Source organism: Gluconacetobacter johannae (assembly GCF_014174305.1).
In the GTDB taxonomy this organism is placed as follows: Bacteria; Pseudomonadota; Alphaproteobacteria; order Acetobacterales; family Acetobacteraceae; genus Gluconacetobacter; species Gluconacetobacter johannae.
In genome coordinates, this window is sequence record NZ_JABEQH010000021.1 from 22,918 (window position 1) to 43,595 (window position 20,678).

Genomic DNA, 20,678 nt, shown 5'->3' on the forward strand with positions numbered 1-20,678 from the left:
GGTTCAGCCTTCGTAATGTTCGCGGACGAACTGGTCCAGCAGGCGCACGCCGAAGCCCGACGCGCCCTTGGGCGTGCAGGGCGCCGCCTTCTTGGCCCAGGCGGTGCCGGCGATGTCCAGATGCGCCCAGGGCACCTGGTTGACGAAATATTCCAGGAATTTCGCCGCCGTGATCGCCCCCGCCGGACGACCGCCGACATTCTTCAGGTCCGCGATGTCCGAGCGCAGCGCCTCGCGATAAGCATCGGCCAGCGGCATGCGCCACAGGCGCTCGCCCGTTTCCTCGCCCGCCGCCGACAGGCGCTGCGCCAGCGCGTCGTCGTTCGCGAACAGGCCCGCGTACTCATGCCCCAGGCCCACGACGATGGCGCCGGTCAGGGTCGCCAGATCGACCATCAGGCGCGGCCGGAAGCGGTCCTGCACGTACCAGAGCACATCCGCCAGGACCAGCCGCCCTTCGGCATCGGTGTTGATGACCTCGATCGTCTGCCCCGAACAGGTCCGCACCACGTCGCCGGGGCGCTGGGCGTTGCCCGCCAGCATGTTTTCGACCAGCCCGACCGCGCCGACGACATTGACGCGCGCCTTGCGGCCCGCCAGGGCCGCCATCAGCCCCACCACGGCGGCGGCGCCGGCCATGTCGGTCTTCATCTCCTCCATCCCGCCGGCCGGCTTGATCGAGATCCCGCCCGAATCGAAGGTCACCCCCTTGCCGATGAAGGCCAGCGGGGCCTCGTCGGTCCCGGCGCCATTCCAGCGCATCAGCACCGTCCGGGGCGGGGCGTCGCTGCCCTGCGCCACGCCCAGCAGCGCGCCGAACCCCAGTTCGGCCATCGCCGCGCCATCCAGCACCTCGACCTCGACCCCCAGTTCGCGCAGGGCCTCGATCCGCTGGGCGAATTCGGGGGGGCGCAGGGCGTTCGCGGGTTCGCTGACCAGGTCGCGGGTCAGGCAGACGCCGCGCGTCACCGCCGACAGCCCCGTCCACGCCGCCGCCGCATGCGCCGCCGCCGGCGTCAGGATGTCCAGCCTGTCCAGCCGCCAGCGGGCATCTTCGGGCGTGCGGGTCTGGTAATGGTCGAACCTGTACGCGGCCAGCGTCCCCCCGTGGGCGACATGGGCCACCAGGGCGCCGGGCACCCCGTCGGCGGCGATGGTCGCGGCCTCGGCCAGCTTGCCCAGCGCCGTCACGGCCGCGCCGGCGGCGGCCTCGACCGTGCGGACGCCGATCTCGGCGCTCTTGCCCAGCCCGACCAGCAGGATGCGGTCGAAACCCCCACCGGGGGCAAGGATCATGCAGGTCCGTCCGCTGCCGAACCCGAACGCCGCCGCCGCGACGGCGCGCGACAGCGCCCCGCCGGTCGCCGCGTCGGCGGCCGCGAACAGGGGCGGGCGCGGCCCGTCCTCGGGCGTCAGAAGGGCCAACACCCCGCCGGCAGGCAGGTCGGCGGCGGAAAACTGTATCTGCAGCATGGGGCGATCGCTCCGCTATCAAGTCTCGGGAGGGAACGGCACGGTCCCCTGAAATATCTGCCCAGAATGGCGCATGCGCGCCCGTCTGTCCAAAATCCAATGCAGAAACACGCATGACGCCGAACGACGAGTGGGTTAAGTCGGATGGCATGAACACACCCTCCCTCCTCCACCCCGGCGACCGGGACCTGCTGGACCTCGCCACCCGCCTGGCCGATGAAGCCGCGGAACTGATCCGCACGATCCGCGCCCGGGGGTTCCAGACCGTCACGAAATCCGACTCCTCCCCGGTGACCGAGGCCGACCACGCGGCGGAGGCCCATATCCTGGCCGGCCTGCGCGCCGCGGCCCCGCACATTCCCGTCATTGCCGAGGAGGAGGCCGCCGCCGGCATCCAGATCGCGCACGAGGGTGTCTTCTGGCTGGTCGACCCGCTGGACGGCACGCGGGAATTCGCCGCCGGCCGTGACGACTTCACGGTGAACATCGGCCTGGTCCGCGACGGCCGCGCCGTGCTGGGCGCGGTGGCGCTGCCGGCCTATCACGAGTTGTATGCGGCCCATGTCGCCGACGGCGCGCGCCGATTCGACCGGGACGGCGAACACGCCATCCAGGCCCGCCCCGCACCGGCCGAGGGCCTGACCGTCCTGGCGTCGCGCCATTACGCCGACGATCCGCGGCTGGCGACGTTCCTGGGCGGGCATCCCATCGCGTCGCTGGGCAACATCGGGTCGGCGGCCAAGTTCATCCGCGTGGCCGAAGGCCGCGCCGACCTGTATCCCCGGCTGGGTCCGACCATGGAATGGGACACCGCCGCCCCCCAGGCGGTCGTCGAAGCCGCCGGCGGAACCGTCACCCTGCTGGATGGTTCTCCCCTGCGCTACGGCAAGCCGCAGTGGCGCAATCCGCAGTTCATCTGCGCGGGAAAGCGGGAGCATTCCTGACGAGGTCAGGCTATGATCCCGCCTGACGTCCGGCATGACCGGGCAGGCCCGGACGCGGGCCGGAGCAGTGACTACAGGGCAAGTGACGGGTAACGGAGACAGGATGACAGAGCGTCTGGACGCAAGCGCCGCCGGGATCGCCCGGGCGGCCGACCTGCTGCGGGCGGGCCGGCTGGTCGCCTTCGGGACCGAGACCGTCTACGGGCTGGGCGCGGACGCGACCGACGACGCCGCCGTCGCGCGCATCTTCGCGGCCAAGGAACGCCCGCGCTTCAACCCGCTCATCAGCCATTTCCCCGACGCCGAGGCCGCGTTCCGCGAAGGCGTGCCCAACGGCCTGGCCCGCCGCCTGGCCGAACGGTTCTGGCCCGGCCCGCTGACGCTGGTGCTGCCGCGCCAGCCCGGCGGCACCGTCTCGGACCTTGCGGCGGCGGGCCTGCCGTCGGTCGCGGTGCGTGTGCCGCGCGGCGCCGTCACCACCGAACTGCTGCGCGCCGTCGGCCGCCCGGTCGCGGCGCCATCGGCCAACCTGTCGGGCAAGGTCAGCCCGTCCGACGCCTATCACGTGCTGCGCGGCCTTGAGGGACGCATCGACGCGGTGCTGGATTCCGGCCCCTGCCCGGTCGGGGTGGAAAGCACGGTCCTGGACCTGACCGGCACGTCGCCGGTGCTGCTGCGGCCCGGCGGCATCACGGTGGAAGCGCTGGAGGAGGTCTGCGGCCCGATCTCCCACCCCGACGATTACGCCCACACCCTGCCCACCTCGCCGGGGCAACTGGCGTCGCATTACGCGCCGGGCCTGCCCGTGCGCCTGGACGCGCAGGATGTCACCCCCGACGAGGCCCTGCTGGCCTTCGGGCCGGAAATCCCAGGGGCGGGCCTGGTCTGGAACCTCAGCCCCGAAGGACGGCTGGACGAGGCCGCGGCCCGCCTGTTCGCCGGCCTGCGCTTCCTGGACAGCGAAGGCGCGCGGCGCGGACTGTCGCGCATCGCGGCGATGCCCATCCCCCGCGTGGGCCTGGGCCGGGCCATCCGCGACCGCCTGCGCCGCGCCGCCTCCCCCCGGCCGATATGACGCCCCCTGTTCCCCTCCCCGCTGACGCATGGCCATGAGCAACGCCTTCGACCCCAAGGAACTGAAGATCCTGTCGGACATCCTGGCCCTGGTCCTGGAGGACCAGCCGGGACAGTCCGCCAACGCGCTGGAGGCCATCCGCAACCGCGCGCGCCGCAACGCCGTAACCGGCGGCGCGCTGAAGAACCTGTTCACGGCGATCGCGCCCAATCCGCCCCCCCGGGCCCAGCCCCGCCCCCGCGCCTCGCGCGCCGGCGCCGGCGCCGGCGCGGCCGAGATGCAGGTCGCCCGCGCCCGTATCGCGCAGTTGACCGAAAGCCTGAACAAGCTCGACCTCGACCTGCGTAGCGCCCGCGCCCGGACCGAGGAGCTACGCTCGCAGCTCTATCTGACGCAGCAGGCCCGCGCGGAAACCCAGGCCGCCCTGTCGGTCATGCAGGCCCGCCCGGCGAAGCGACGACCGGTCATCGTCCTGGCCGTCACCGTCGGCGCCCTTGCCGGGATCGCCGGAACCAGCCTGTATCATGCCTTCGACACGCCCGCGCCGGGCATCGCGGCCCCCCTGCGCTGATCCCGCGTCCACGGGGCGCCGCGCACCGGGCCGCCGCCTTGAAACTGCCACGGAACCGACTGCCATGCCTGCCTTCCCCGCACTGAACGCCCCCTCCGCCGCGCTGCTGTCCCGCCTCGCCGCCCTGCTGGGGCCGGCCGGCCTGCTGACCGAGCGCTCGGACGTCGAGCCGTTCTGCACCGACTGGCGCGCGCTGTATCACGGACACGCGGCGGCGGTGCTGCGCCCGGCGAACACGGCGGAACTGGCCGAGGCGGTGGCGCTGTGCGCCCGCGAGGGCGTCGCCATGGTGCCGCAGGGCGGCAATACCAGCATGGTGGGCGGCGCCACGCCCGATGCCTCGGGCCGGGCGATCGTCATCTGCCTGTCGCGCATGAACCGGGTGCGGCGGATCGACCCGGTCGATCAGACGATGGAGGTCGAGGCCGGGGTGACGCTGAAGGCCGCGCAGGACGCGGCGCGGGACGCCGGGCTGATGCTGCCGCTGTCGATCTCGTCCGAGGGTTCGGCGCAGATCGGCGGCGTGCTGGCGACGAATGCCGGCGGCAACAACACCGTCCGCTACGGCAACGCGCGCGAACTGGTCCTGGGGCTCGAGGCCGTCCTGCCGGACGGTCAGGTGTTCCATGGCCTGCGTCGGCTACGCAAGGACAATACCGGCTACGCCCTGCGGCAGCTTTTCGTGGGGTCGGAAGGCACGCTGGGCATCATCAGCACCGCCATCCTGCAATTGCAGCCGCAGCCCCGCGCCGTCGAGGCCGCGTTGTGCGCGGTGGCCGACGCGGCGGCGGCGCTGGCCCTGTTCGCGGCCTTCCGCGCGCAGGACCCGGCCCTGATCCAGGCGTTCGAATACATGTCGGGCGCGGGCATGGAGCTGGTCACCACCCTGGTGCCGGGCGCCAGCCTGCCCCTGTCCGAACCCGCCCCGGCCTACGTGCTGGTCGAACTCGCCACCCCCCGGCCGAACGCCGACCTGCGCGCGGCGCTGGAGGAGGTCCTGGGGGCCGCGCTGGAAGACGGCACGGTCAGCGACGCCGTCATCGCCGAAAGCGAGGGCCAGCGCCTGGCGCTGTGGAAACTGCGCGAGGAACATGCCGAGGCGCAGCGCCGCGCCGGGGCCAGCGTGAAGAACGACGTGTCGGTCCCCGTCTCGCACGTGCCGGAACTGATCGCACGGGCCTCGGCCGCCTGCGCGGCCCTGGTGCCGGGCATCCGCCCCGCGCCGTTCGGCCACATCGGCGACGGCAACATCCATTTCAACCTCGTGCAGCCCGAAGGCATGGACCCGGCCGCCTTCCTGGCGATGGACCACCGAATCATGGACACGGTGGCCGACATCGTCCGCGACCTCGACGGCTCGTTCTCCGCCGAACACGGGGTGGGCCGGCTGAAGCCCTACATGATGCCGGACTGGCGCGGCGGCGCCGAACTGGCGACCATGCGGCGGATCAAGGCGGCCATCGACCCGCGCGGCGTGATGAATCCGGGCGCCATCTTCCCGCCCGACGATCTGCCGGACAGCCCGGCCCACCCATCTTGAGCAGGCCGGAGGGAAGACGATCCGCCTCCATAACAGTCGCATAGCACCTATGCCGCGGGGCTTTCACCCCGCCCCGTGGAAAGCTACACAGGCATATGTCGTTCGCCCGGTCCGTCACCAGCCTGTCGCCGAGATCGCGCCTGCCGATGCTGGACCGCTATGTCCTGCGGCAATTGCTCCTGGCCCTGGTGGCGACCACGGGCGGCCTGTCGGCGCTGATCTGGCTGACGCAATCGCTTCGCTTCGTCTCGCTGGTGGTCGAGCGGGGCCTGTCGCTGCGGGTCTTCATCGGGCTGACCGGCCTGCTGGTCCCGTCCTTCGTCGCCGTCATCCTGCCGATCACCACCTTCGTGGTGGTGCAGTTCGTCTACCAGCGCCTGGCCGGCGACCGCGAACTGACGGTCATGCGGGCGGCCGGCCTGTCGCCCTTCTTCATCGCCCGGCCGGGGCTGGCCTGTACCGGCCTGTCGGTCGCGGCGTGCTTCCTGCTGAACCTGTGGATCGTCCCGATGTCGTACCACGCCTTCCGGCAGTACGAATTCCAGATCCGCAACCGCATGGCCGCCTTCATGCTGCAGGAAGGCGTCTTCACCCCGGTGTCCGACACCATGACGGTCTATATCCGCTCGCGCGACCGGGACGGCACCCTGCACGGCATCATGGTCGAGGATGACCGCCAGCCCGCCAGCCAGGCCACGATCCTGGCCGAACACGGCACGATGCTGGTGATCGACAACCAGCCGCGCGTCGTCCTGTTCAACGGCTCGCGCGAGGAAATCGACCGCAAGACCGGCCGGCTGAACGTCCTGACGTTCCAGCGCAACACCATCGACCTGACCTCGTCGCGCGGCGACCAGGCCCGCTTTCGCGACGCCACCGAACTGTCCCTGCACGAATTGCTGCACCCCAACCCGCAGGAGGTCCCGGAACGCGATCGCGGAAAGTTCGCCGTCGAGGCCTGGCGGCGGCTGACCTCGCCGTTCACCGCCTTCTCGTTCGCGATGATCGGCCTTCTCAGCGTGCTGCGCGGCGCATTCTCGCGCCATGGCAGCATCCTTCGCCCGGCGGTGGCGATCATGAGCGTCGTGGGCCTGCTGGCCCTCAGCCTGCTGGTGCAGAACCTCGCGAGCCGGACCCCCGGCCTGATCCCGCTGATGTGGGTCGAGGCCATCCTGCCCGGCGTCGTCTGCGCCGCGGTCCTGTTCCTGCCCGAATGGCGCTGTGCCCGGCAGCGGCATGCCGGCCTGCCCGGCGCGATGGGGCCGTCGCGCCCATGACCGTCTCGGTCACGCTGTCGTTCTACATCGCCCGCCAGTTCATGCTGGCGGTCATGGCGATGATCCTGTCGCTGACCGGGCTGGTGTCGCTGTTCGACTTCATCGACCTGCTGCGGCGGGCCGCGACCCGCCCCAACGTGCCGGCCTCGCTGGTCAGCGAAATCGCGGTCCTGCACGTCCCTTATTTCATGATCGAGATCCTGCCGTTCGGGGTCCTCCTGGGGGGCATCGTCTGCTTCTGGCGGCTGACCCGCTCGTCCGAACTGATCGTGGCGCGCGCCGCCGGCATTTCCGCCTGGCAGTTCCTGACCGGCCCCCTGTCCTGCGCCCTGCTGATCGGCGCCCTGGCCACCGGGGCGCTGTCGCCGCTGTCGTCGATGATGTTCCGCCGCGCCGAAACGCTGGACCATGTCTACCTGCGTAACGGCGGCGGGCCGCTCGACCTCGCCGCCGGGGCGCTGTGGATCCGTCAGGCCGACAGCGCCCTCACCCCGCACGGGGTGGCCATCCTGCATGCCCGCTCGGTGCATCTGCAAGGCAAGGTCCTGCAGATCGGCGGCATCAGCCTGTTCCGGCTGGACGAGACCGATCATCTGATCGTCCGCATCGAGGCCCCGCGCGGCCATCTGGCCAAGGGCAGATGGGTCTTCGAGGACGCGCGCAGCGTCCATCCCGACCGCCTGCCGGTCGCGGTGGGCGATTTCGACCTGCCGACCGACCTGACGGTGCCGCGCGTGCAGGACAGCTTCGCCTCGCCCGATACGCTGTCGGTCTGGGCGCTGCCGGGTTTCATCGCGCTGCTGGAGCGTTCGGGATTTTCATCCATCCGCCACCGGCTGCATTTCCAGACCCTGCTGACCCTGCCGATCCTGTCGGGCACCATGGCGCTGGTGGCGGCGGGATTCTCGATGCGCCCGACGCGGCGCGGCGGCGTCGCACGCATGATCGGCAGCGGAATCGCCGCCGGTTTCGCCCTGTTCACCATTTCCAAGGTCGCCGCCCAGTTCGGCGATTCCGGCGCCATGCCACCCGTCCTGGCGGCCTGGGCCCCGACGGGGGCGGGACTCTGCCTTGCAGTTTCTCTGCTGCTTCATCTAGAAGACGGATGATGCCGAATCCACAACCCTGCCGCCTGCTTCGCCCTGTCCGCGGCCTTGTCCGGGGCCGGCACCCACCGGCGCGCGGCACGCTGCTGGCCGCCACGATGCTGGCCGGCACGCTGGTCGGCGCGGCCGTGCAGACCCACCGCGCCCGCGCGCAGGTCCGGCCCCTCCATGTCGATCTGGGCGGCCCGATGTCCGACAAGGACCCGGTGACCTTCCAGTCCGACAGCGTCAACTACGACAATCCCAACGGCATCGTGACCTGGTCGGGCAACGTCCAGATCTGGCAGAACGACCACGTCCTGCGCGCCGACACCGTGACCTACGACCGCAATACCGGCGTCGCCGCCGCGTCGGGCCATGTCGCGATCGTCGAATCCGACGGCACGGTGCTGTTCACCGACTATGCCGAACTGAGCCACGGCATGCGCGACGGCATCAGCACGCGCCTGCATATCCTGATGACCGACAACGCGAAGCTGGCGGCCAACGGCATGCGCCGGGTGGGCGGGCGGGTGAACGACCTGGCCCGCGCGGTCTATACGGCGTGCGAGATCTGCGCGAAACATCCGCAACGCCCGCCCTTCTGGCAGTTGCGCGCCTATGACGCGACCCACGACACCGAACACAAGCGCATAGATTTCCGCGACGCCTATGTGGACATGCTGGGCATCCCCATCATGTATCTGCCTGCGTTCTCGATGTCCGATCCGACCGTCAAGCGGCAGAGCGGGTTCCTCACCCCCGGAATCACGCCGCACGACCGCTATCTGGGCGCCTACTTCACCATTCCCTACTACTGGGTGATCGACCGGCAGTCCGACCTGACGGTCCAGGGCCTGGTGTCGACCCGCACCGGGCCGCAGATCAGCACCCAGTACCGCAACATCATGAATTTCGGCACCCTGAACATCGTGGGCGGCGTCGCCTACGACACCCACCGCCAGGGATCCTACGTCAACACATTCGGCAACACGGCCGAATCGACCAACGACCACGGCATCCAGGGCTATGTCTTCGCGCAGGGCCAGGCCTCGATCTCGCGGAACTGGCGCGTGGGCGCCAACATCAACCTGGCCAGTTCGGCGAACTACATGCGGGACTACCGCATTTCCGGCTACGGCCAGGAAACGCTGTCGTCCAACGTCTATCTCGAAGGGTTCGGCACCGGCGCCTATTCGCGGATCGACGCACAGGCCTACCAGGGCCTGAACCAGGGCGTCATCCGCAACAGCGACCTGCCCTGGGTGCTGCCCCGCTATACCTACAGCTATTTCGGGCAGCCCGACGCGCTGGGCGGGCGCTTCGGCCTCGACACCACCGATTTCTACGTCTACCGCGCCAACGGCGTATCGGACCAGCGCGGACAGCTCGCGCTGAACTGGGACCGCCCCTTCCACAACCGGCTGGGGCAGCTCTGGATGCTGACCCTGCATCTCGACTCTGCAATCCACCGGGCAACGGCCCTGAACGAACAGCCGCTCTATGCCCCCACCATGCGCCAGCAGGTCACCGGGCAGGTCCTGCCGACCGTCGCGCTGAAGATGAACTGGCCCTTCCTGCGTACCTTCAACCGGGGCGCCGGCACGCAGATCCTCGAGCCGATCGCCCAGATCATCGCGGCGCCCAACACCGGAAACGGGCGGAGCAGCTACCTGCCGAACGAAGACAGCCTCAGCTATGAATTCACCGATTCCACGCTGTTCTCGCTGAACCGCTATCCGGGAACGGACCGGCTGGACGGCGGCTTGCGCGGCAATTTCGGCGTCCATGGCAACTGGACCTGGAACGGGCATGAAATCGACACCCTGGTCGGCGAAAGCATCCAGGAACATATCGAGCACGACCGCATTCCCTATTCGGGACTGAACCACCATCTGTCGGACGTCGTCGCCCGCGCGCGCATCGCGCCCAGCCGCTTCATCGACGTCACGGGCCGCATGCGCGTCGATCCCTACGCCGGGCGGATCGACTTCGGCGACGGGCTCATCAGCACCGGGGTCCAGCATTTCCGCGTCACCGGCGGCTATGTCTACGAACCCGTGACGCCCTATTATTACTACGCCACCAACATCCAGACCGGCGCGCCGCCGGCGGCCTACGACGCGCAGATGAACGAACTGACGCTCGGCGCCTCGACCAACTGGCAGAATTACCACCTGTCGGGCTTCGTCCGTCGCAGCCTGGCGCGGCAGCAATTCGTCGCGATGGGCGGTGACGCGGGCTACCAGAATGACTGCTTCGCCTTCGATATCATGTATATCAAGCAGTACACGTCGATCGGCGGCCAGCAGCGCAATTCGACCATCATGTTCACGCTGACCTTCAAGACCATCGGGTCCTTTGGTATCCATGGCTGACCACATGCATAAGAGACCGAACCGCATGCGAGCCCGCTTTTCCAAGACCGCGTTCCCCCCGCACGTCAGCAGGCGCGGCCATCGTGCCCTGTCGTTCGCCCTGACGGCCGGACTTGCGGCCTGCGTCGGCGGCGCGGCGCTGGCCGCCCCGCCGGCGCCGGTTGCGGACGATGCGCCGGTCCATCAGGATTCGATCGTCGCAGTCATCAACGGCACGGTGCTGACCCGCCGCGACGTCGACAATCGCGGCCGCCTGTTCGCCCTGTCATCCGGCCTGAATGTCAGCGACGAGGTCATGGCCCGCCTGCGCCCGCAGATCGTCCGGCAGCTGATCGACGAGCGCCTGCGCCAGCAGGAAATGCTCTCGCGGCACATCAACGTCCCGCCCGAGCAGATCGCAGCCTCGATCGCCGATATCGAGCACCGCAACGGCATGCCCCAGAACGCGTTGCGCGACCGGCTGGCGCAGGACGGCATCTCGCTGACCACGCTGATCGACCAGATCCGCGTGCAACTGGGCTGGACGCAGGTCCTGCGCGAGGAAATGGGGTCGCGCGGGCGCACCACCGCCGCCGAAATCGCCCAGCGCGAAGAAGCGCTGCGGCACGAGGACGGCAAGCCGCAGTACATGATTAGCGAAATCTTCGTCCCGGTCGACGATCCCCGCCATACCGAAAACGAGCTGAAATTCACCGAGACGGTCATCCAGGAACTGCGTAACGGCGCGCCCTTCCCCATCGTCGCCGCCCAGTTCTCGCAAAACCAGTCGGCGCTGGACGGCGGCATGATGGGCTGGGTGCAGGAAGACAGCCTCGATCCGCAGGTCGTGGCGGTGGTCCGGCAGATGCCGATCGGCGCCATCTCCAACCCCATCCGGGTGGCGGGCGGTTTCGTCATCGCAACCCTGGAGGGCCGCCGCACCGTCGGCCATCAGATGGGCACGGTGCTGTCGCTGCGTCAGGCCTTCCTGCCGTTCACGACGCAGTTGAACCCCCAGAACCCGACCGAGCAGCAGCGGGCGACCCTGCAGCAGGCGACGCAGCTCTCGAGCAGCGCGCATTCGTGCGACGACCTGGAGGCCGCCAATCGCAAATACGGCGAAAAGCGCCCGTCCAACCCCGGCGAGCTGGTGCTGGAGCGGATCAATCCGCAGATGCAGCAGGTCCTGGCCGGCCTGTCCGCCGGCAAGGCCAGCCGCCCCCTGGTCTCGACGGAAGGAATCGAGGTCCTGATGGTCTGCGGCCGCCAGCAGAAGAATTTCGCCCAGCAGACCCCCAGCGAGATCGCGGACCAGTTGCTGAACGAACGCGTCGAACAGACGTCGCGGCAGTTGAACCGCGACCTGCATCGCCGCGCCGTCATCGAAATGCGCTCGAAGGCATGAGGACGGGCTCCTGACCGCTCTCGAACCGCTGCGCGAGGTCATCGCCCGGCACGGGCTGGATGCGCGCAAGTCGCTGGGGCAGCATTTCCTGCTGGACCCGGGCATCACCACACGCATCGCCGCCCTGGCCGGCGACCTGGCGGGCCGTCATGTCGTCGAGGTCGGGCCCGGCCCCGGCGGTCTGACCCGCGCCCTGCTGGACAGCCCCGCCGAAACCGTCACGGCAGTGGAGATCGACCCGCGCGCCGTCGCCGTGATCGGCGAACTCGCCGCCCTGTTCCCCCAGCGCCTGCGCCTGGTCGAAGCCGACGCCACCCGCCAGGACCTGGCCATGCTGTGCCCGGCGCCGCGCCAGGTCGTGGCCAACCTGCCCTACAATGTCGGAACGCCGCTGCTGGTCGGCTGGCTGCGGCAGGCGGCCCAGTGGGAACGGCTGACCCTGATGTTCCAGATGGAGGTGGCCGAACGGATCTGCGCCGCCCCGGACACGCCGCATTATGGTCGCCTGGCGGTCCTGGCGCAGTGGACCAGCGTGTGCGCGCTGGTGATGCGGATCCCGCCCGGCGCGTTCTCGCCGCCCCCCAAGGTCTATTCCGCCGTCGTCAGCCTGACCCCCCACGCGACCCAGCCCGACCCCGCCCTGTTTCGCGCCATGGAGCAGGTCACGGCCGCCGCTTTCGGCCAGCGGCGCAAGATGCTGCGCGGGGCCCTGCGCCCGCTGGGCGGCGAAGCCCTGCTGGCGGCCGCCGGCATCGGTGGCGAACGCCGGGCCGAAACGCTGGACATCACCGAATTCGACCGTCTGGCGCGCTGCCACCTTGCGCGGATCGGCGGACGCGCGGACGGCTGATCCCGTTCAGCCCGCCTTCGCCGCCTTCCGGCGTCGGGCGGGCGCCTTGCCGCCGGTCGCCAGGGCCTCCTCGCCGGGCGGGGACGCCGCGCGTTCGGCCTCGAACATGTAGTCGCGCGTCAGCGGCACGGCGTCGATCGACCGGGTGATCTGAAGCTGGAAATTCATGTGCCCCTGCACCCGGAACGACAGTTCCGCGCCGACCAGATAGAATTCGAACATCCGGCAGAACCGTTCGTCATACATGGCGGCGACCCGCGCGCGGTTGGCGGCGAAGCGTTCGCGCCACAGGGCGATGGTCTTCGCATAATGCAGGCGCAGCACCTCGCAGTCCGTGACCCACAGGCCCGATTTCTCGATCGCCGCGAAGGTCTCGCTCAGCGAGGGTGAGTACCCGCCGGGGAAGATGTAGCGGTCGATCCAGGGGTTGGTCGATCCGGGGCCGTCATTGCGCCCGATGGAATGCAGCAGCATCACGCCGTCCTCGGCCAGCACGTCGCGCACGATACCGAAGAACTGCCGGTAATGGCCGATTCCCACATGTTCGAACATGCCCACCGACACGATGCGGTCGTATCGCCGGGTCACCGCGCGATAATCCAGCAGTTCGAAACGAACGCGATCGGCCAGGCCTTCCTCGGCCGCGCGCCGGCGCGCGACGCCCAGCTGTTCCTCCGACAGGGTGATCCCGGTGACCCGCGCGCCATAATCCCGCGCCAGGGTCAGCGCCATGCCACCCCAGCCACAGCCGATATCCAGGACCTCCAGGTCCGGCCGGTCCAGGCGCAGCTTGGCGGCGATGTGTCGCTTCTTGGCCTCCTGGGCCTCCTCCAGCGTCTCGTCCCCGCGCGGGAAATAGGCGCAGGAATATTGGCGGTCCCGGTCGAGGAACAGGTCGTACAGCGCGCCGTTCAGATCGTAATGGTGGGCGACGTTGCGCCGCGACCGCGACGCCGGGTTGAACTGCGTCCAGGTTCGCTTGCCGTAGCGCACCACGGCCGCGACCATCTCGCCGACATGACCTGTCCCCATGCTGTTGGTCATCAGCAGGTCCAGCAGGTCGTACAGCGTGCAGCCGTCGGGTACGACGGCGCCGTCCATGTAGGCTTCGCCGAACGCCAGGCCGGGATTGAAGATCAGCCGGCGCTCGACCGACGGGTGCAGAATCCGCATCGCCGCCACCGGTCCCGGCGCGCCGACATAGGTACGGCGCGTTCCGTCGGCAAAGACGACGTCCAGCCGCCCTCGGGAGATGAAACTGCGAAAGACCCTGTCGATTACGGGCGTCATTGGCGGCTCTCCATGCAGGTCGCGTGGCAAACATGACCGCTGGATGACGATCCGTAAAGAACCGGAATCGGGACTTTCCCCTGCCTTTCCAAAGACAAAGGCCCGGGGGAGCATCCTCCCCCGGGCCTTTGCAACCGTCTGCCGCGCGAAGCGCGCGGCAGAATGTCCGATGGATCAGGCTTCCGCCGCGTCCTCGGCCACCGTCTCCTCGACGAGGGCTTCCTCGACGAAGCCCGACGGCTCGTCGTCCTCGACGCCGATGGCCTCGCCGCGCGCCTGGCGCTCGGCCTCTTCTTCCGAACGGGCCACGTTCACGGTGACGGGGATCGACACTTCCGGATGCAGGGCAACGCGGACCTCATACAGGCCAAGCTGCTTGATCGGATCGGCCAGCACCACCTGCGAACGCGCGACGGTCAGGCCGGCGGCGGTCGTCGCCTCGGCGATGTCGCGGGTCGTGACCGACCCGTACAGGCTGCCGCTGTCGCCGGCCTGGCGGATCAGCACGACGACCAGGCCGTGCATCCGCTCGGACAGGCGCTCGGCCTCCTCGCGACGCTTGATGTTCAGCGCCTCAAGCTGCACGCGCTCGCGCTCGAAGCGCTCGCGGTTCAGGGCGTTGGCGCGAATGGCCTTGCCCTGCGGCAGCAGGTAGTTGCGCGCGTAACCCGGCTTGACCTTCACGATCTCGCCCATCTGGCCCAGCTTCTCGACGCGCTGGAGCAGGATCAGTTCTACTGCGGACATGACCTGTCTCCTCAGCCGACGATATAGGGCAGAAGGGACAGGAAGCGGGCCCGCTTGATCGCCTGGGCCAGCTCACGCTGCTTCTTCGCGGACACCGCGGTGATGCGGCTGGGGACGATCTTGCCACGCTCGGACAGGAAGCGGCTCAGCAGGCGCACGTCCTTGTAGTCGATCTTCGGCGCGTTCGGGCCGGAGAACGGGCAGGACTTGCGACGGCGATAGAACGGCCGGCGGGCGCCCACGGCCACGCGGCGGGCGGCGGGATTGATCTCGGTGGTGTCGGACATGGATTCTTACTCCGCTTCGCCGTCGGTGTCGCGCGCGTCTTCACGCTCGCCGCGCGCCCGGAACTCCTCGCGATCGTCGTAGCTGCGACGGCCACCGCCGCCACCGCTGCCGCCGCGTCCGCTCTCGAACCGGCCAGCGGGCTTCGGACCACGGAAGCCGCGCTCGCGCTCGTCGCCCTTGCGGGACAGGATCACGGACGGCGCCTCGTCGATCTCGTCGACGCGCAGGGTCAGGACGCGCATCACGTCCTCGTTCAGGCTCAGCTGACGCTCGATTTCCTTGATCGTCTCGGACTTCGCATCGAGACCCAGAAGCATGTAATGCCCCTTGCGGTTCTTCTTGATGCGATAGGCCAGGCTGCGCAGGCCCCAATATTCGCGCTTCTTGACGGCGCCGCCTTCGGCTTCCAGCAGGCTGGCGATCCCGTCGGCGACGGCCTCGACCTGCTGCTGCGACACGTCATTACGCGCGATGAACACAGTTTCATATAACGGCATGGGAACTCCCTTCGGATAAAATCAACCCGACCGCGCCGGACACGGTCCGCACGGCGCCCCTCCCGTGGGGCATGGGTATAGCCGGGGCGATGCCGCGCCCCGGCAGGGAAGGAGGGGTGTGAAGCACGAACCCCGCCCCGCCACAAGGAAAAACTATGCCACGGGCCGAAAAATCGGCCTCAGAGGCGCAACGCGGCGGGAACGACCAGCCCCAGCGCGTCGGGAATGTCCCAGATTTCGCGCATGGTGCGGACCTGCCGGAAGCCCGCGCGCACATAGGCGTCCAGCGCACGCGGATGGTCGGCCGAGCAGGTATTCACCCGCACGCTGGCCGGCTGGAACGCCCAGGCGGCGTCGATCGCGGCGCGCAGGAAGGCCCGCCCCACCCCGCGCCCGATCTGGTCGGGCATCAGGCCGAAATAGGCCAGGTTCACCTCCCCGGCCACGCGGCAGTCCAGTTCGAAGAACCCGGCGATCCGCTCGCCCTGCCACAGCACGTTCACCCCGATGGCGGGGTCGCGCAGCAGCGCCCCCAGTTCGGCGTCCGGCATCGTCCGGCGCAGCCACCAGCAGTAATCCTGCCCGACCCCGTCATACAGGCGGCGATAGAACGCGATGTCGGGGGCCGGATGGCGGACGATGCGATACCCGTCCGGCAGCGCCGGCGCCGGGCCGGCGGGCGGACGGTCCATGCACAGGAACGTCACGACCACCGCCGCGCGGGTGGTCGGCCCGGTGGTCCGGTTCAGGGCGCCCATGAGACCGGATCAGTTGTCGTCAAGGAACGAGCGCAGCTTGCGGCTGCGGCTGGGGTGCTTGAGCTTCCGCAGCGCCTTGGCCTCGATCTGGCGGATGCGCTCGCGCGTCACGTTGAACTGCTGGCCGACCTCCTCCAGCGTGTGGTCGGTGTTCATGCCGATGCCGAAGCGCATCCGCAGCACACGTTCCTCACGCGGGGTCAGCGACGACAGCACGCGCGTCGTCGCCTCGCGCAGATTGGTCTGGATCGCGGCGTCCAGCGGGATGACCGCGGTCTTGTCCTCGATGAAATCGCCCAGATGGCTGTCTTCCTCGTCACCGATCGGGGTTTCGAGCGAAATCGGCTCCTTGGCGATCTTCAGGACCTTGCGGACCTTCTCCAGCGGCATGCCCAGCTTCTCGGCCAGCTCCTCGGGCGCCGGCTCGCGCCCGATCTCGTGCAGCATCTGGCGCGAGGTCCGGACCAGCTTGTTGATCGTCTCGATCATATGGACCGGAATGCGGATGGTGCGCGCCTGGTCGGCGATCGAGCGCGTGATCGCCTGGCGGATCCACCATGTGGCGTAGGTCGAGAATTTATAGCCGCGACGATATTCGAATTTATCGACGGCCTTCATCAGGCCGATATTGCCCTCCTGGATCAGGTCCAGGAACTGCAGGCCGCGATTGGTGTATTTCTTGGCGATCGAGATCACGAGGCGCAGGTTGGCCTCGATCATTTCCTTCTTCGCACGCGCCGAATCCCGCTCGCCGCGCGACACGGTGGCGTAGACGCGGCGGAATTCGCCGACCGGCAGGCCGGTTTCCTGCGACAGGGCCGCAACCTGGCCGCGCAGGGTCATGACCGTCGCCGCATGCTTGGCGACGAAATTCTTCCACGCCTTGCCCGGCAGGGCGGACACCATGTCCATCCAGCCCGGATCCAGTTCGCGGCCGCGATATTTAATCAGGAAGTCGTCGCGCGAGACCTTGGTGCTCTCGGCCAGGCGCAGCATCCGCCCCTCCAGGCCGTTCAGCCGCTGGAAGATCTCCTTCAGATGCAGCACCAGCACCTCGATGCGGGTGTTGTGCAGGTGCACCTGCTGGACCTTGCCGACCAGTTCCTCGCGCAGCTTCTCGTACGATTTCTCGGACTTGTCCGACATCTCGGCGCCCGAGGTCAGGGTCTCCAGACGCTTGGACTGCAGCTTCTGCAGCCGCGAATACAGCTCCTCGATCTCCTCGAACTGCGCGAGGATCTCGGGCTTCAGCTTTTCCTCCAGCGCCGACAGCGACAGGCCGGCGCCCTCGCCCTCCTCGCCGTCCTCGTTCTCGGGCGCGGTGTCGAAGCTCGCCTCGTCCTGCGGCTCGGCGCCCTCCTCGGCCCCCTCGACGTCGGGGCCGGCGCCGCCGGACTGCATGGCCTCCAGGTCCACGATGTCGCGCAGCAGCATCTCGCCCGCCTTCAGGCGGTCGTGCCACGAGATGATGGCGCTGAAGGTCAGCGGGCTTTCGCACAGCCCGCCGATCATCTCGTCGCGGCCGGCCTCGATCCGCTTGGCAATGGCGATTTCGCCCTCGCGCGACAGCAGTTCGACCGACCCCATCTCGCGCAGGTACATACGCACCGGGTCGTCGGTGCGGCCCAGGCTTTCGGTATCGACATTGCCCGCCGCGCCGCCGGTTTCCTCGCTTTCGGCATCGGCCTCCTCGGCCTTTTCCTCGCGATTGGCCTCGGTGTCGTCGTTATCCTCGTTCTCGACGACCTGAATGCCCATTTCGGACAGGACCGCCATGACATCCTCGATCTGCTCGGACGACATCTGGTCCTGCGGCAGGACGGCGTTCAGTTCATCGAACGTGATGTAGCCGCGTTCCTTGCCTCGGGCGATCAGCCTCTTGACGGCTCCGGATTGCGTGTCCAGCAGAGTGGTGTCGTTGTCCTGTTCGCCAGAAGTCGCTTCCGAACCCGCGGCTGTCTTTGTCGCCATCGCCTGCCTAATCCCTACCTGCTACGCTGCCGCGGCGTCCGCCCCGCGACGACATGAAGGCCCGTTCCGGCATGCCGGCGCCGCGCCCATGGGACATGGCGCGCGAACGGACACGAAACGGCCATTCTATCGCATCTGACAATTTACAGTGTCGTGCAGGTGGTCGATTCGAGCGGTGAAGTCAAGGGCCGGCGCCCCGCGGCACGAAAAACCTCAGCCTGCGTCCGGGTCGATTTCGCCGCGCCGCAGGGCCTCCCACGCCAGCAGGCGCGTACGCAGGCTGCTCCAGGCCCGTTCGTCCAGCGTGCCGGTGCACAGGCGCTCGGTATCGGCGCGGATGTCCTCGCCGAACTGCCGGACATTCAGCAGCGCGTAGAAATGCCACCATTCCTGGCCGACCTCAACGTCCATCAGGCTGTCCGGCGCGCTCACCGACAGCGGCATCGGCTGGGTGGCCAGCGCGGCCTCGCGTTCGTCGCGCAGGCCGGCCGCGTCCAGGCCGGCGGCCAGCGCGCCCGCATCCGGCAGGTCGCCGGCGGCCGCCAGGTCCATCAGCCCGGCGCGCACCCGCGCCAGCCCCGCCGGCAGGTCCAGCCGGCAATAGGCGTCCTCGACCTCCGGCAGCAGGTTCGGATGGCGCAGCAGGATGGCGGTCAGGATACGCATGCGCTCATGCATCGTCGCCTGCGCGTCCAGCGGCGGGCGTTCCGCGATCCGGACCGGGCGCGGCGCGGCGCCCGCGCCCTTGCCCCCTCGCCCCCCCTGGCCGGGACGACGGCGGAAGGTCTCGAAGAACCGGTCCAGCAGGGTGCTGCGATATTCCGCCGCCAGCCCCTTGTCGCCGATCAGGGCGGCGGCCTCGGTCAGGCGGCGACGCAGCGCCGCGCGCTGTTCCGGCCCCGGATCGCGCACGCCTTCGGTCAGCAGGTCGAACAGCACCTCGCCCACCGGCCGGGCGCCCTCCAGCAGGGTCGCGACCGCCCGCCCGCCCTGGCGGCGCAGCAGGCTGTCCGGGTCCTCGCCCTCCGGCAGGGCGCAGAAGCGCAGCGTCCGGTTCAGGTCCAGCAGCGGCAGCCCGGTTTCCGCCGCCTTCACCGCCGCGCGCCGCCCGGCCGCGTCGCCGTCGAAGCACAGGACCGGCGCGGCCGACACCTGCCACAGGGCCTCCATCTGCTCGGGGGTCAGGGCGGTGCCCAGCGGCGCCACGGCGCCGGGAAAGCCGCCCTGGTGCAGGGCGATGACGTCCATGTACCCCTCGACCACCACCAGCTCGACCGGCGGCGCTCCCCGTGGGCGGGCCGCCCGCACCGCCGTCCGGGCACGATCGAGTCCGAACAGGGTCCGCCGCTTGGAAAACAGCGCGGTCTCGGGGCCGTTCAGATATTTCGGCTGCCCGTCGCCCAGGATCCGCCCGCCGAACGACACCAGCGCGCCGCGCCGGTCGCGAATCGGAAAGGTCACGCGGTTGAAGAACAATTCGCCCTTCGGCCGCCCGTCCTCGTCCAGCCGCATCAGCCCGGCCTCGGCCATCAGGCCGGGCGCGATGCCCTGCGCCTGCAATTCGGCCAGCACCCCGCCCCGCCCGTCGCCCGACCAGCCCAGGCCGAAACCCGCGATCGTCTCGTCGGTCAGCCCCCGGTCGCGCAGATAGGCCAGGCCCGCGCGCCCCTCCGGCGCGTGCAGGCGCCGGGCCCACGCGGCCTGCACGGCCTCCAGCACATCGGACAGGGTCCTGGAGCGTTGCTCGGCCTGGCGCTGGGCGGGGCCGGGGCGCGGCACCTCCAGCCCGGCCTCGCCCGCCAGTTCGGCGACCGCCTCGGGGAACGAACGGCCTTCGCTCTGCATGACGAAGGAAATGACGTCGCCATGCGCGCCGCAGCCGAAGCAGTGGAAATGATCGTCATAGACATAGAAAGAGGGCGTCTTTTCCCCGTGGAAAGGGCAGCACGCCTTCCAGTTCCGTCCCGAACGGGCCAGCTTCGTCCGCCGCCCGATCACCGAGGCGATGGGCGTGCGGGCGCGAAGCTCCTCCAGGAAGGCGGGATCGAGGGCCAAGGCCGCGTCAGGCGGCCAGCAGGGACTTGACCACCGCGCTGGCGCGGCCGGCATCCAGCACCGCGCCGAAACGGGTCTTCAGCTCGGCCATGACGCGGCCCATGTCCTTCATGCCCGTGGCGCCCACGCCGGCGATCGCCTCGCGCGCCGCCGCCTCCAGCGTCGCCGCATCCAGTTCGGCCGGCAGGTAGGCGCGGATCGTCGCGATCTCGGCCTCCTCCTTCTCGGCCAGTTCGGCCCGGCCGCCCTGGCGGTACAGCGTGGCCGATTCGACGCGCGACTTAATCATGCCGCGCAGGGCGGCCACCACCTCGTCATCGTCGATTTTGTCCACACCACGGGGCCGGGCGGCGATGTCGGCATCCTTTATTTTCGCCGAAATCATCCGCAGCGTGCCGACGCGCCCGGCGTCACCCGCCTTCATCGCCGCCTTGAGGTCATCCATGAAACGCGCGCGCAGCGACATGATCCCGTATCTCCTGCAAATCCGGCGGC

Annotated in this window: 18 protein-coding genes; 9 read left to right on the forward strand and 9 right to left on the reverse strand. The window is 69.3% G+C overall.

The features are described 5' to 3' along the window. Positions 1-3: 3 nt before the first annotated feature. Positions 4-1,473, reverse strand: coding sequence for a leucyl aminopeptidase (locus HLH21_RS14305; protein ID WP_182944425.1), 1,470 nt, complete (start codon positions 1,471-1,473; stop codon positions 4-6). A gap of 149 nt (positions 1,474-1,622) precedes the next feature. Between HLH21_RS14305 and cysQ the strand changes: the two genes are divergently transcribed. The 9 genes from cysQ (at position 1,623) to rsmA (ending at position 12,577) form a co-directional block, all read left to right on the forward strand. Further along, positions 1,623-2,417 (forward strand): 3'(2'),5'-bisphosphate nucleotidase CysQ, encoded by a 795-nt coding sequence (cysQ, locus tag HLH21_RS14310; protein WP_182944426.1) that lies wholly within the window; start codon positions 1,623-1,625, stop codon positions 2,415-2,417. A gap of 103 nt (positions 2,418-2,520) precedes the next feature. Next, positions 2,521-3,492, forward strand: a complete 972-nt coding sequence (locus HLH21_RS14315; protein WP_182944427.1) for an L-threonylcarbamoyladenylate synthase — start codon at positions 2,521-2,523, stop codon at positions 3,490-3,492. 34 nt (positions 3,493-3,526) lie between these two features. Beyond that, positions 3,527-4,063, forward strand: coding sequence for a hypothetical protein (locus HLH21_RS14320; protein WP_182944428.1), 537 nt, complete (start codon positions 3,527-3,529; stop codon positions 4,061-4,063). A 64-nt stretch (positions 4,064-4,127) separates the two neighbouring features. After that, positions 4,128-5,603 (forward strand): FAD-binding oxidoreductase, encoded by a 1,476-nt coding sequence (locus HLH21_RS14325; RefSeq protein ID WP_182944429.1) that lies wholly within the window; start codon positions 4,128-4,130, stop codon positions 5,601-5,603. A 95-nt stretch (positions 5,604-5,698) separates the two neighbouring features. Continuing rightward, on the forward strand, positions 5,699-6,880 hold the full coding sequence (gene lptF / locus HLH21_RS14330) for an LPS export ABC transporter permease LptF (protein ID WP_182944430.1): 1,182 nt from the start codon (positions 5,699-5,701) through the stop codon (positions 6,878-6,880). Next, a complete protein-coding gene (gene lptG, locus HLH21_RS14335; RefSeq protein WP_182944431.1) occupies positions 6,877-7,989 on the forward strand; it encodes an LPS export ABC transporter permease LptG in 1,113 nt (370 codons plus the stop codon). Before lptF ends, lptG begins: the two co-directional genes overlap by 4 nt. A 95-nt stretch (positions 7,990-8,084) precedes the next feature. Continuing rightward, positions 8,085-10,343 carry an LPS-assembly protein LptD gene (locus tag HLH21_RS14340; RefSeq protein WP_246379810.1) on the forward strand — a complete coding sequence of 753 codons (2,259 nt, stop codon included), beginning with the start codon at positions 8,085-8,087 and terminating at the stop codon, positions 10,341-10,343. 25 nt (positions 10,344-10,368) lie between these two features. Beyond that, positions 10,369-11,727, forward strand: coding sequence for a peptidylprolyl isomerase (locus HLH21_RS14345; protein ID WP_246379800.1), 1,359 nt, complete (start codon positions 10,369-10,371; stop codon positions 11,725-11,727). Positions 11,728-11,737: 10 nt separating this feature from the next. Further along, positions 11,738-12,577 (forward strand): 16S rRNA (adenine(1518)-N(6)/adenine(1519)-N(6))-dimethyltransferase RsmA, encoded by an 840-nt coding sequence (gene rsmA, locus HLH21_RS14350; protein WP_246379812.1) that lies wholly within the window; start codon positions 11,738-11,740, stop codon positions 12,575-12,577. Between the two features lie 6 nt (positions 12,578-12,583). On the opposite strand, the gene HLH21_RS14355 is transcribed toward rsmA, so the two are convergent. The 8 genes from HLH21_RS14355 to HLH21_RS14390 all read right to left on the reverse strand — a co-directional run bounded on the left by HLH21_RS14355 (position 12,584) and on the right by HLH21_RS14390 (position 20,649). Beyond that, a complete protein-coding gene (locus tag HLH21_RS14355; protein WP_182944434.1) occupies positions 12,584-13,867 on the reverse strand; it encodes an SAM-dependent methyltransferase in 1,284 nt (427 codons plus the stop codon). Positions 13,868-14,041: 174 nt separating this feature from the next. Next, positions 14,042-14,614 carry a 50S ribosomal protein L9 gene (gene rplI / locus HLH21_RS14360; RefSeq protein WP_182944435.1) on the reverse strand — a complete coding sequence of 191 codons (573 nt, stop codon included), beginning with the start codon at positions 14,612-14,614 and terminating at the stop codon, positions 14,042-14,044. A gap of 11 nt (positions 14,615-14,625) precedes the next feature. Continuing rightward, positions 14,626-14,901 carry a 30S ribosomal protein S18 gene (gene rpsR, locus HLH21_RS14365; RefSeq protein ID WP_182944436.1) on the reverse strand — a complete coding sequence of 92 codons (276 nt, stop codon included), beginning with the start codon at positions 14,899-14,901 and terminating at the stop codon, positions 14,626-14,628. A gap of 6 nt (positions 14,902-14,907) precedes the next feature. Beyond that, positions 14,908-15,399 (reverse strand): 30S ribosomal protein S6, encoded by a 492-nt coding sequence (gene rpsF / locus HLH21_RS14370; RefSeq protein ID WP_182944437.1) that lies wholly within the window; start codon positions 15,397-15,399, stop codon positions 14,908-14,910. Between the two features lie 179 nt (positions 15,400-15,578). Further along, on the reverse strand, positions 15,579-16,157 hold the full coding sequence (locus HLH21_RS14375; RefSeq protein ID WP_182944438.1) for a GNAT family N-acetyltransferase: 579 nt from the start codon (positions 16,155-16,157) through the stop codon (positions 15,579-15,581). Between the two features lie 9 nt (positions 16,158-16,166). Then, entirely contained in the window at positions 16,167-18,128 is a 1,962-nt protein-coding gene (rpoD, locus tag HLH21_RS14380) for an RNA polymerase sigma factor RpoD (protein ID WP_182944439.1), read from the reverse strand. A 213-nt stretch (positions 18,129-18,341) separates the two neighbouring features. After that, a complete protein-coding gene (dnaG, locus tag HLH21_RS14385) occupies positions 18,342-20,183 on the reverse strand; it encodes a DNA primase (RefSeq protein WP_182944440.1) in 1,842 nt (613 codons plus the stop codon). A 7-nt stretch (positions 20,184-20,190) separates the two neighbouring features. Next, a complete protein-coding gene (locus HLH21_RS14390) occupies positions 20,191-20,649 on the reverse strand; it encodes a GatB/YqeY domain-containing protein (RefSeq protein WP_182944441.1) in 459 nt (152 codons plus the stop codon). Positions 20,650-20,678 lie beyond the last annotated feature (29 nt).